This is a genomic window from Cohnella herbarum (genome assembly GCF_012849095.1).
Classification (GTDB): Bacteria; Bacillota; Bacilli; order Paenibacillales; family Paenibacillaceae; genus Cohnella; species Cohnella herbarum.
Map to the genome: position 1 here is coordinate 4,066,894 of NZ_CP051680.1, position 12,212 is coordinate 4,079,105.

Consider the following 12,212-nt stretch of genomic DNA (forward strand, 5'->3'; position numbering starts at 1 on the left):
TGCGATTATCTTTTGTCGCAATTTAATTTTGCTTCATCTTATCATCTGACGTTTAATAGCGTGGGACGGTTCCCCAACGGCTTATCGCGGATATCCTATCTCATCCTGTCTCTAAGCTGTCCAACCGTGCCATCCAGATTCCGGAGCGTCCAATGCTCGGCGGCCGAAACGTCCTTGGCTTTGATCGCTTCGTATATTTTCTCGTGTATCTCGGTGTTCGGGTCGTGTCCCTCCTGTTCCTTGGCCAGCTTGTAGAGCGCTTCGCGCAACGCGGAAGAGAACGTTCGGTAAAGATCGACGACGACATGGTTTTTGCTCGCCACGGCAATGGCAATATGAAATTCGATATCCGAATTTAAGTAACCGTTCGTGTCTCCCTTATCCAAAGCTTCGGACCGCTGGTCGAGATGGCGGCGCATGTGCTCCAGATCCTGATCTTCGCGTCTTTCGGCTGCGAGCCTCGAGATTTCCAACTCCAGCATTTTACGGACTTCATATACTTCTACGATCTCGGCCCTTCTTAGCCTATGCTCTAGCGGCTCTTGAATGACCGGCGTCGAAGCAAGGAAAGTTCCGAAGCCTTGTTTCTTCTCCAGCAGCCCCGCGTGCACGAGGACTCTGACCGCTTCGCGTATCGTGGAACGGCCTACGCCGAACTGCTCCATCAGCTCGGGTTCGGTCGGAATTTTATCGCCATGCTTAAGTTCGCCACCCGAAATCGTCTTCTGAAGTTGAATGACCACGTCGTCGACAAGCTTCGTTCGGTTAAGCGCTTGGAAGGAAACCTTTGAGCCGGAATTCATCAGATCATCTCCTGTTTAAAGCATATTAACATATCCGTCGACCGTTGAAAATCCCTAAAAATCAAAAAGAACCCCTCATTTTGCGAGGAGAGCTTTCTTTACGTTATCGACATGCCCTTTGACTTTAATGTTCCGCCATTCTTGACTTAGGAGGCCTTGCTCGTCGATTAGGAACGTGGAGCGCACGATTCCCATGTAGGTTTTGCCGTACAGCTTCTTTTCCTGCCATACTCCGAACAGTTCGCATACCCGGTGCTCGGGATCCGCCAACAGCAGAAACGGAAGCTCGTACTTCTCTATGAATTTATAATGACGCTTGAGCTCATCGGTGCTGACGCCGAGAACAACCGCCTTTGTCTTTTTGAACGTCGGACTGGCATCGCGGAAATCGCACGATTGCTGCGTGCACGCCGGAGTCATATCCTTCGGGTAAAAGTAGAGGATCACCTTACGCCCGCGATAATCGCTTAACCGTACCGTCTTGCCGTTCGTGGCGGGAAGCTCGAAGTCCGGGACGGGAAGACCGATTTGAAGCTGCTGAGATTGCATCATGGGTAAAACTCCTTTGGCATTGTCGGGCTAGAAATTAACGGCGATACTTTGCAGATTAACTATCGTGACAAACTCGGGATTCAAGCTTATATTTGTATTATAGCAATTTAATAGGAGCGAGCGAAGCACGCCGCGTTTTTCCCCGGTTGGGGAGAGCGCGGTTTTTGTCGTTTTCATTCGCCTCGAGGAGGAGAAAATAACATGTTCGAAGTTCAGTATGAGCAATGGTTGGCGAATCAACGGAAGTCGCGGAAAGGCGAGCCTCTGCGTAAATTAACCGAAGATCATGGACAGTCGGAGAAGCTGTTCGCTCAGGAGCTGTGGTGGCCTCTATTCGGTAATTTTGATTTTCTTCATGCCGAATTCGAAGTCCCTCATTCCCGAAATAGTTCCTATTATCTCGATTATGCTTACATCAGGACTCCCCATCTCATCAACTGGGAAATCGACGATTTCAGCTCGCATGCGAAAAATATCACCCGAAGAGGTTTCGACTACGAGAAAGACCGGCAAAACCAACTCATGCTGGACGGCTGGCAGATTTACAGGTTTTCCCTGGATGCCATCAAGGAGCGTCCCCTGCAATGCCGGCAACTCATTCTTCAGGTGTTAGGTAAGTTGTATGGCGGTGTTTATACGGAAACGCCAGAATTATCAGTAAAACAAAGGGAAATTATGCGTCTTGCCGTTCGCTCGCAACAACCGCTTAACCCGACTGAAGTAAGTCTTCGGTTAAGGATTAGCGACCGTCACGCACGTGATTTATTGCATGAACTCGTCAGGATGGAATTATTGGAAGGTGTTAGCGGCTCCCAACGTATTCGTGCTTATCGCGCCACGCCTCGCAGTAGAAATCTTTATTTGGGATAACGGAACGCTCTTCCGTTATCCTACGGTTCAGTCGAGTTTTTCTCTGCTTAACGGAAATCGCTTCCGTTATTTCAAGAAATATCTATCATATACTTTGTTTCATGAGATTTAGCGGAAAACAGTTCCGTTATCATGTGAAGCAATGGAGGCACCCCTTGGAATAACGGAACTCTCTTCCGTTAAAGACTGGCAGATGTTACTCTCTCTGGCGTTACTTAGGCGCTTGTTGGTTTCCCATTCGTCTGTTGGCGTTACCGCGGCATTCATTGGTTTCTTTGTCTATGGTGAAGCTGCGGAGCTTGTTTGGTTACTCATTCGTCGGTTGGCGTTACTACGGCGCTCATTGGTTTCTATGTCGATAGTGATGCTGTGGCGCTTGTTGGTTACTTTTTCGTCTTTGGCGGTAATGTTGGTTCTCTTTCGTCTGTTGGCGTTACTACGGCGCTCAATGGATTCTTTGTGCATGGTGATGTGTGGCGTTTGTTAGCTACTCATTCCATCTGTTGGCGTTACTACGGCGCTCATTGGTTTCTTTGTGCATAGTGATGCATGACACTTGGTTGTTACTTTTTCGTCTTTGGCGATATTGCAACGTTGTTTACTCATTCGTCTGTTGGCGATAATGCGCAATTACTTAGTTACTTATTCGTCAATTGGCGTTACTACGATCCTCGTTAGTTACTCAAACCGCCGAATCAGCTACCCGCGCCGCGATAACGGCGAACGCCGTAGTTCCAGAACCAGAGGCCGAGCGAGAGCACGACGACTCCGACGACCGGGGTAAGCCACGCCATCCACCATTCATCCAGGCGACCGAGGAAGAACGATGCCGGATACACGCCGACGAAAGCAAAAGGAAGTATCCACGTCAGCAGAAACTTGATCGTTTTGTTGTAGATCTCGACGGGATATCTGCCGTAGTTCTGAATGTTGTAGATCAACGGACCGATACCGGTCGGCGCATCCGAGTAGAAGGAGATCGCGGACAACGCCGTGTAGATGCCCATATAGATGAAACACGAGCCCAGCACCATAATGATCAGCACGAACGGATCGTACCAATGAAACGGCAGCCCAAGCGTCGTCCACGAACTAATCATGATAACCAAACCGACGATCGATCCGACGATCGCGGGAGGATCCATGTTCTCCAGCATAACTTGCAGCAGCGAATGAGCCGGCCGGGTCAACACCCGGTCCATCTCTCCTTTAACGATATACCGCTCGCTGAAATTCCAGGCGCTGAAGAACGTCGAGAACAGCCCCGAGGCGATCATGAAATAACCATATACGAAGACGACTTCCGCCTCGCTCCAATTCCCTAAAGACGGAGTGTGCATGAACACGATGAAGATAAACACCAGATTCAATCCGTTAAACATCAAATCCGACAAAACCTCGATCCAGAAATCCGCCCGGTAACTTAGTTTTGTTTTCATATAATTCGCAAAATAATCCCGATACAACCCCAGCATAAAAGCATAACGGCTCATTCGCTCAACCTCCCTGAACGAACAGACGACGACGCGCCGCCCGCCATACGAGCATAATCGGAACGATCAACACGACCGTCCATATGACCTGCACCAACAACGCGTTCCATACGTCGGCGCCTTGAATTCGCCCGGTGAATACGGATCCCGGCAAATACGTGATCGCTTGGAACGGAAGCCAATTCATAACCGAGATCGCCCAGCCCGGGAAGAACGCGATCGGAACGACGACGCCCGACAGCAGATCCACCAAGATTCGCTTCATCGACATGATGCCTTGATTGTTTTCGAAGAAAAAAGCGCCCAGACCCGTCAAAATATTAAGCTGCGTATTGATGAGAAAGCTGAACCAGATCATGACGAAGAACACGATCCATTGCACAGGGTCGGTAGGCAACGTAATCGGAAAAATAAACGAAACGATAATCATCCCCGGAATCATGAACAGCAACAGCCGGAACAAGCCTTCCCCGAATCCTTGCATCATTTTCACGATCAAATACGAATAGGGCCGGATAATCTGAATCGCCACGCTGCCGTCCACGATCTCGTTCGAGATTTCGCGGTCCAGATTGTTGAAATAGAACGCTCGGGCCATCCAAGATACGGCCACGTAAGTGGACATCTGGATAACCGTAAAGCCTTGAAGCGTCTCGGCCTCGCCGTATATCGCCTTCCATAGGAAGTAATACGCTCCGATATTAATGGCGTAAATGATAATGCCGCTATAATAATTAACCCTGTAAGCGAGCATCATGAGAAAACGGATGCGAACGAAATCCAAATACGCGCTCGTCATGGTTGTCCCGCTCCCGAACCTGAACCTACCTTAGCCGGCTCTTTCTGATCCGTCGCCTCTAAATCGTCAGTCAAAGCGGACAGATCCCTTGGCGCTTCGGCACTTCCCGATTGATAAATCTCGCGCACGATCTCGTCGGTGTTCGTCTCGAAAATCTTAATGTCGCTAATATCTCGCTGACCAACGACGCGCGAAAGCACCTCGGACACGTTCATTTCGCGGGGAATCCATACTTTGGCGGTTACGTCGTTCTCTAGCGACCAGCGAACGGCAAGCTCTCCGGTCATCGCCGCCACCGCTTGGAGCGACACGGCGTCGGTGAATTGGAACTGTACTTCGCGGCCTTTGCCCCAACGGGATTTCAACTCGTCTAATCCGCCGTCATAGATAATTCGGCCGTCGTCGAGCATGATCACGCGCGAGCATAACGCCTCGATATCTTGCAGATCATGCGTAGTCAGCAGGATCGTTGTGCCTTGCTCCCGGTTCAACCGTTTCAGAAATTCCCGAATTTCCGTTTTCACCACGATATCGAGCCCGATCGTCGGTTCATCCAAAAATAGAATCGACGGATTATGCAGCAATGCCGCCACGAGCTCGCAGCGCATCCGTTGCCCGAGACTCAGCTTGCGAACGGGACGGTTAAGCAATTCCTGGAGTTGCATCGTTTCCACGAGCTCGTCCAGCCTGCGGCGGAAGTCGGTCTCGCTTACGCGATACACCTTGCGCAACAACCGGAACGACTCGATCACCCCGATGTCCCACCATAATTGACTCCGTTGCCCGAATACGACGCCGATCCCGTGCACGAATTTTTCGCGATCTTTATAGGGAATATAGCCGTTAACGACAAGCTTGCCCGAAGTCGGCACCAAGATGCCGGTCAGCATCTTGATCGTCGTCGATTTGCCGGCGCCGTTCTCCCCGATATAGCCGCATATTTCTCCTTGAGGAATCTGAAAGCTAATATCCTTCACCGCGGCGACTTCCGTATGCTCCCGCTTGAATAGATCTTTAAGCGCTCCCTTGAGACCCTCGCGGTTTTTCTGAACCTTGAATTGCTTGCGCAATTGGTGTACGTCTATGGCTAACATATGAACCTCCTGTATTCAAGTCGAGTTCATGAGTACGCGATAATCACGCGCAAAAATCGCCGAACTTGCTTATTTCATAGCCGAAACTTTATAATTTTATCACACAGCAACCTCGAAAGGACATACATTCATGCGCAAAAAATGGAAGATCACGCTTTTTACGATACTAAGCTTGGCATTTATTTTCCTTTGTTTCGTCGGGTGGTGGGCTATCTCCAATTACAACGAGTTATCCAATGCCAAGAAAACGAAGGAGGAATCCCGGTTCGGTCAATTCGAAGAAAAGCCCGAGTACAAACCTCCCGAATGGGAAGGTTCCGAACGCGTTAACGTGCTGCTGATGGGCGGTGACGAAAGAGGTCTTAGAGAGGGCGAGGTCGCCCGGTCCGATACTATGCTGGTCGCTTCCTTCGATCCCGTATCGAAAAGCATTCATTTATTTTCCGTTCTTCGCGACACTCATGTGGAAATTCCCGGCTATAAGGACAATCGGGTGAACGCGGCCATTACGCTCGGCGGTCCGGAGCTTACGATGAAGACGATCGGCAACCTAACCGGACTCGATATTCAGTATTATGTTTATGTTGATTTCCAGGGATTCATTAAATTGGTCGATGCTCTCGGCGGGGTGGACTTCTACGTGGAAAAGGATATGAAATATACCGATTCCGCCGACGACCATAAGTTCGACATCGACCTGAAGAAGGGCCAGCAGCATCTGGACGGAGATAAGGCGTTGCAGTACGTGAGATTTAGGCATGATAAGTTGTCCGACTTCACCCGTACCGAGCGTCAGCGGGAGTTCCTTAAAGCCGTCGCCGCCAAGGTGAAATCCGGCTGGAACCTGATCAAGCTTCCGGATATTCTGGGGGAAGTCATTCCATACGTCGAAACGAACATGACCGTTAACGATATGTTGAAGCTGGGAACTCTCGGCTACAACTCCCATCAAGCCGGTTCCGCGCAAATTCCTCCGATGGAGTTAGTTACGGATGAGAAGGTAAACGGTTCGGCCGTACTTGGCGTTCGAAGCCTCGATGCCCTGAAAGGGTACGTGCAAGAAGTGTTGAACAAGGACGAGAGTCTGGCGACGCCTAGTCCTTCCCCATCTTCTTCGGGCGCGGCTTCGTCGGCGACTAACGCTAAGCAATAAACGATGACTACGACGAAATAAAAACAGATCGAATCGACACATATCTTGGAGGCTTAATTGCACATGCAGAGAATTCGTTCGGCGCAATTATATGAAGAAGCGCAGCAGCATATCGTCGGCGGAGTCAACAGCCCTTCCCGCTCTTTCAAAGCCGTGGGAGGCGGAGCGCCGGTGTTCATGAAAAAAGGGCAAGGCGCGCGCTTCTGGGATGTCGACGATAATCAATATATCGACTACTTGGCCGCTTTCGGACCGATCATTACCGGGCACGCCCATCCGAAAATTACCGAAGCGATCGTTCGGGCCGCGCATGACGGCACATTATACGGTACCGCTACGGAGCATGAGATTCGGTTAGCGGAACAATTGAAGGCGGCTATCCCTTCCATGGACAAGGTACGGTTCGTCAATTCCGGCACCGAAGCCGTCATGACGACGATCCGGGTTGCGCGGGCTTTTACGGGCCGCAACAAGATCATCAAGTTCGCCGGCTGTTACCACGGACACGCCGATCTCGTCCTTGTCGCCGCCGGCTCCGGGCCGTCGACGCTCGGAATTCCCGACAGCGCCGGAATTCCGCCGAGCATCGCAAGCGAAGTCATTACGGTGCCGTTCAACGAGTTGGACGGATTGCGGCTCGCTCTGGAACGCTGGGGAGACCAAGTCGCGGCCGTTATGGTCGAGCCGATCGTCGGTAATTTCGGCATGGTCATGCCGAAACCCGGATTTCTGGAAGCTTTATGCAAGATGACGAGGGAAGCCGGAGCTCTGGTTATCTATGACGAGGTCATTAGCGCGTTTCGCTTCCATTACGGGTCAAGCCAGACGTTCTCCGCTTTTCCCGATCAAGACGCGATCCGCCCCGACTTGACCGCGCTTGGCAAGATCATCGGCGGCGGACTGCCTATCGGAGCCTACGGCGGTCGCGCCGACCTGATGGCGATGATCGCGCCGCTGGGTCCCGCCTATCAAGCTGGCACGATGGCTGGCAATCCGGCTTCCGTGCTTGCGGGACTTGCATGCTTGGAAGTTCTGCGAGAACCGGGCGTATATACGCGCATGGAAGCGATGGCGACTCGGTTATGCGAGGGCTTGCAGGCATCGGCCGACAAGCATGGCATACCGCTGACGATCAACCGGATCGTGGGGGCGTTCTCGACTCATTTCTGCGATCATCCCGTCACGAATTACGAAGAGGCGCAGGGCTCCGACGGCGAGCAATTCGCCCATTTCTTCCGGCTTATGTTAGATCGCGGCATCTATCTGGCTCCTTCTAAATATGAAGCGTGGTTTCTTACAACCGCTCACACGGATGCGGATATCGAAGAAACGGTGGCCGCCGCGGATGCGTCATTCCAAGAAATGGCCGCAGGCCGTTAAGACAAGCAGGGATGTCCTCCTAGAGAGGGCATCCCTGCTTGTGGATTTGCCGTTATCCCATCCGATCAGGAAGGTCGGTTGATCTTTGGAGTAACGGCTCAAGACTGTAGTTGCTCCTCGAAAGGAACGCTCGACTGATTCGGAAAATCATCGGGAAACGCACTCCACTCCATGCCAATCTCCTCGTCCGTCAGCAAGCAATCGTCCAGTTCCGCGACGAGTCCTTGACGGTCCATCTCCAGTCCGATGAAGACGATTTTGTTAACTCTATCGCCGTAAACCGGGTCCCAGTATTTCGATATGTCGGGATCTTCGCGAACGATGTCCTCCATTTCATGCTGCGGAAGCGAAGCGACCCAATATCCTGCCGGTCCGAACTGTATCGAAGGTCCGGCTTGGCTGAAATTTTGCGCCATGTTATTACGCGTAGCTAGCCAAATGATGCCTTTGGCGCGGACGACTTCGGCAGGCCATTCGCTCATCCATCGCATAAGGCGCTCAGGGTGAAACGGACGAATTCGTTCATATACGAAGGAGGAAATTCCGTATTCCTCCGTCTCGGGAACGTGATGCTCCTTCGCCATTTCCTGCATCCAACCCGCCGAACGGCTCGCTTCGTCGAAATCGAACAATCCCGTGTTCAGAATATCGGAAGCTTCCACTCGTCCGAATTCGGAACGGATGATTTTCGCGCGCGGCTGAAGACTTCGGAGAACCGTTTCCAGTTCCGCAAGCTCCTTGTCGCCTACCCTGTCGCATTTATTCAATATAAGCACGTCGCAGAACTCGATCTGATCGATCAGCAGATCGACGACTTCGCGGGTATCGTTCTCTCCGATTTCCTGCTTGCGGTCCATGAGCCGCTCCCCGGACGAGAAATCGCTCCAGAACCGGTACGCATCGACGACCGTCACCATGCAATCGAGGCGGCAAAATTTCGTCAAATCGATGCCATGCTCCTCGTCGATATAAGAGAACGTCTGCGCAACGGGGATCGGTTCCCCTACGCCGGTCGATTCGATCAAGATGTAGTCGAATCGATTCTCGCAAGCCAATCTCTCCACTTCATGCAACAAATCTTCCCTTAGCGTGCAACAGATACAGCCGTTAGACATCTCTACGAGCTTCTCGTCCGTTCGCGACAAGCCTCCTCCGTCTTTAATCAAAGCCGCGTCAATGTTAACGTCTCCTAGATCGTTAACGATGACGGCAACTTTCAAGCCTTGCCGATTGTTCAAGACGTGATTAAGGATCGTTGTTTTGCCTGCGCCTAAATATCCGCTTAATACGGTGACAGGGAGTTTATTGGGCTTGTTCGGATCATTATTCGGCACGGTAGCTTTAGTCGGTTCGGTAGCTTTGTTCATTAAATGTCTCACTTCTCCATTCATTTAATCGTAATCATTACGATAATGTGTGAAATAGAAAACCGAGTTGCATCGGTTATCATCTCGGCCTCTGAATTTAATCGTAATAATTACGATTAATAATACAGGCAGTCATCTCATCTGTCAACAAAGGAAGCCCCCCATCCGGTACGGATGAAGGGCTCCCTTAATCGACTCTGCTTATTTCGCGGCTTGCGCTTCAGCGGGAGCCGGAACTTCGATAGCCGGTGCCGCCGCGTCTGCCACGACTTTCCCTTGAACGTCGATCAGCTTCGCTTCTGTGCCGTTAATCACGCGCGCCAGTCCATTATCGAACGGTTCAACGGAATCGTATTGGGCTTTAATGGCGACATCGCCCTTTTTATTGATAAAGCCATATTTGCCGTCTTCCTCGAAGTAAGCCAAACCGTCATGAAAGTCGCCGACATCCGCGTATTTCGTGCTAAGTACCGTCTCTCCTTTGCGGTTCACGTAACTGAATACTCCTTCGTTCGCGACGGCGGCAACGCCTTCGCTGAAAACGAAGCCTTGTGCATAACTGGCCGGTATTGCCAACTCTCCCTTGGCATTCACGTAACCGAAGGAACCTTCGCCGTCCGCGCCTTCCGCCTGTACGAGTCCGAGACCTTCGCTGAAATCGAACGCGTGCTGGTAGACGGCCGGAATAACCACTTTGCCCGTCGTATCGATGTAACCGTATTTCCCTTCGATTTGCACGGCAGCGAGTCCCCCGGAGAAATAAAACGCATCCTCGAACTGCAACGGAATGACTTCTTTGCCGGAATGATCGATGTAACCGAATTTGTCGCCCGTTCGAACGAGCGCTAGCCCGCCGGAGAAATCGAACGCTTCATCGTAAGCCGGAGTCAGTACCGTCTCCCCGCGCGCGTTGATATAAGCGGCTTTACCGTTCTTCTCGACTAGCGCGAGACCGTCGGAGAAATCGTAAGCCTGAGTATACTGAACAGGGATAACGGATTTGCCCGATGCGTTGATATAACCGCTGTTGCCGTATTTCGTTACGATAGCCAGCCCTTCGCTGAAGCCGTTCGTTTCATCGTATTTCGCCGGAATGGCGACTTCTCCGAATACGTTCACGTAGCCTTGCTTGCCGTTGCTTACGAACGGATGGAGTCTTGGTGCGATCGTTAACGTCGACGTAGCACCGTCCCAAGTTACCTTTGCTCCGAACTGCTCTCCGATTACTTTAGCCGGAACCCACAAAACTCCGTCTTTCCATTGCGTTGCCGCCGACAACGCGACGCTTTTACCGTTCACGATCGCATTGTTGGAGTTGGCTGCAAGTTTCACCGAGCGACTGCCTTGTGTCAATATCGTCGTCTTGGTCGCTTGATCCCACTTCACGGTCGCTCCGATCGCTGCGGCGAACGATTTGGCAGGCAGGAAGGTGGCACCCTTGATCGTTGCCGTCGTCCAGCCCGTTTGAATGACTCCGTCTACGGAGACGGTCGCGCTAGCCGTTGCGGCGGATACCGCGGAAGCATGGCCGAAGCTTGAGATTTGTACCGCTAAGAGCGCGGCTGCCGCAACTAACAATCCTTTGCGGATCGATGGACGGGTATGAGAAATAAGAAATCGGGATTGAGACATATAGAATTTCTCCTCATCTATTAGGGATATTGATTATTTTTTCAAGTAAATTTGGTCGAAGGTTCCTTTATCCGCGAAATGTTCCGCTTGCGCTTTCTCCCAACCGCCGAAATCGTTAATCGTAATCAGATTCAGAGTAGGGAAGTTTTTCGCGAACTCTTTCGCGACTTTGGCATTGATCGGACGGTAGAAGTTTTTCGCCGCGATTCTTTGGCCTTCCTCGGTGTACAGATAATCCAGATAAGCGGTAGCGACTTGGCGGGTATCGTGCTTGTTCACGTTCTTGGTTACGACGGCAACCGTAGGCTCCGCAAGGATACTTAAGGACGGCGTTACGATCTCGAATTTATCCCCGTATTCCTTCTTGGCCAAGTAGGCTTCGTTCTCCCAAGCGATTAAGACGTCTCCGATGCCCTTCTCGATGAACGTATTCGTGGAACCTCTAGCGCCCGTATCGAGTACCGGTACGTTCTGGAATAGCTTCTTCACGAATTCTTTCGCTTTGTCTTGGCTGTTGTCGTTATGTTTCAATGCGTAACCCCAAGCGGCCAAGTAGTTCCAACGAGCTCCGCCCGACGTCTTCGGATTCGGCGTAATGATTTTGATATCGGACTTAACCAGATCGTCCCAGTCTTTGATCTTCTTCGGATTGCCTTTACGTACTAGGAAAACGATCGTGGATTTGTATGGAGCGCTGTTATTCGCCAGCCGTTTCTGCCAGCCCTTGGCGATAAAACCTTTGTCCTCTATGGCGGTTACGTCGTATTCAAGAGCTAACGTGACCACGTCCGCTTCCAGACCGTCGATAACGGAACGAGCTTGTGCTCCCGAGCCTCCATGGGATTGCTTAATCGTTACTTTCTGTCCGGTTTTCTTCTCCCAATACTTAGCGAACGCCGCGTTGTATTCCACGTACAATTCGCGAGTCGGATCGTAGGAGACATTAAGCAGGTTTACGCTTTTCTTCTCGGATTTCTTGGTAACGGCACCGAATACGGTCGATGTGGATAATACGAATGCCAATGCGGTAAGCAGGATAAGGCGGAAAGATTTCTTCATTCGGATGACT

11 protein-coding genes are annotated in these 12,212 nt (G+C 51.3%); 3 read left to right on the forward strand and 8 right to left on the reverse strand.

Annotated elements, in window-relative coordinates:
• Positions 1-95: 95 nt before the first annotated feature.
• Both HH215_RS17350 and bcp read right to left on the reverse strand, forming a co-directional pair.
• Positions 96-803 carry a FadR/GntR family transcriptional regulator gene (locus HH215_RS17350; protein ID WP_169281058.1) on the reverse strand — a complete coding sequence of 236 codons (708 nt, stop codon included), beginning with the start codon at positions 801-803 and terminating at the stop codon, positions 96-98.
• Positions 804-878: 75 nt separating this feature from the next.
• Positions 879-1,355, reverse strand: coding sequence for a thioredoxin-dependent thiol peroxidase (gene bcp / locus HH215_RS17355; RefSeq protein WP_169281059.1), 477 nt, complete (start codon positions 1,353-1,355; stop codon positions 879-881).
• Positions 1,356-1,556: 201 nt separating this feature from the next.
• Between bcp and HH215_RS17360 the strand changes: the two genes are divergently transcribed.
• Positions 1,557-2,225 (forward strand): DNA-binding response regulator, encoded by a 669-nt coding sequence (locus tag HH215_RS17360; RefSeq protein WP_169281060.1) that lies wholly within the window; start codon positions 1,557-1,559, stop codon positions 2,223-2,225.
• A 695-nt stretch (positions 2,226-2,920) separates the two neighbouring features.
• On the opposite strand, the gene HH215_RS17365 is transcribed toward HH215_RS17360, so the two are convergent.
• From HH215_RS17365 to HH215_RS17375, 3 genes are read right to left on the reverse strand one after another with little or no spacing between them, the layout of a single operon-like run.
• Positions 2,921-3,718 carry an ABC transporter permease gene (locus HH215_RS17365; RefSeq protein WP_169281061.1) on the reverse strand — a complete coding sequence of 266 codons (798 nt, stop codon included), beginning with the start codon at positions 3,716-3,718 and terminating at the stop codon, positions 2,921-2,923.
• A gap of 4 nt (positions 3,719-3,722) precedes the next feature.
• Positions 3,723-4,517, reverse strand: coding sequence for an ABC transporter permease (locus HH215_RS17370; RefSeq protein ID WP_169281062.1), 795 nt, complete (start codon positions 4,515-4,517; stop codon positions 3,723-3,725).
• Positions 4,514-5,611, reverse strand: a complete 1,098-nt coding sequence (locus tag HH215_RS17375) for an ABC transporter ATP-binding protein (RefSeq protein WP_169281063.1) — start codon at positions 5,609-5,611, stop codon at positions 4,514-4,516. Before HH215_RS17375 ends, HH215_RS17370 begins: the two co-directional genes overlap by 4 nt.
• Before the next feature lie 130 nt (positions 5,612-5,741).
• On the opposite strand from HH215_RS17375, the gene HH215_RS17380 reads away from it, so the two are divergent.
• Together HH215_RS17380 and HH215_RS17385 are read left to right on the forward strand one after the other, a co-directional pair.
• Complete coding sequence (locus tag HH215_RS17380; RefSeq protein ID WP_169281064.1) at positions 5,742-6,764, forward strand: LCP family protein; 1,023 nt, start codon at positions 5,742-5,744, stop codon at positions 6,762-6,764.
• A 63-nt stretch (positions 6,765-6,827) separates the two neighbouring features.
• Positions 6,828-8,144, forward strand: coding sequence for a glutamate-1-semialdehyde 2,1-aminomutase (locus tag HH215_RS17385; RefSeq protein WP_169281065.1), 1,317 nt, complete (start codon positions 6,828-6,830; stop codon positions 8,142-8,144).
• A gap of 98 nt (positions 8,145-8,242) precedes the next feature.
• On the opposite strand, the gene HH215_RS17390 is transcribed toward HH215_RS17385, so the two are convergent.
• From HH215_RS17390 to HH215_RS17400, 3 genes are all read right to left on the reverse strand, one after another.
• Positions 8,243-9,511: a GTP-binding protein gene (locus tag HH215_RS17390; protein WP_169281066.1), complete on the reverse strand. Its 1,269-nt coding sequence runs from the start codon at positions 9,509-9,511 to the stop codon at positions 8,243-8,245.
• 201 nt (positions 9,512-9,712) lie between these two features.
• Positions 9,713-11,143 carry a WG repeat-containing protein gene (locus tag HH215_RS17395; RefSeq protein WP_169281067.1) on the reverse strand — a complete coding sequence of 477 codons (1,431 nt, stop codon included), beginning with the start codon at positions 11,141-11,143 and terminating at the stop codon, positions 9,713-9,715.
• Positions 11,144-11,176: 33 nt separating this feature from the next.
• A complete protein-coding gene (locus HH215_RS17400) occupies positions 11,177-12,202 on the reverse strand; it encodes a sulfate ABC transporter substrate-binding protein (protein ID WP_169281068.1) in 1,026 nt (341 codons plus the stop codon).
• Positions 12,203-12,212 lie beyond the last annotated feature (10 nt).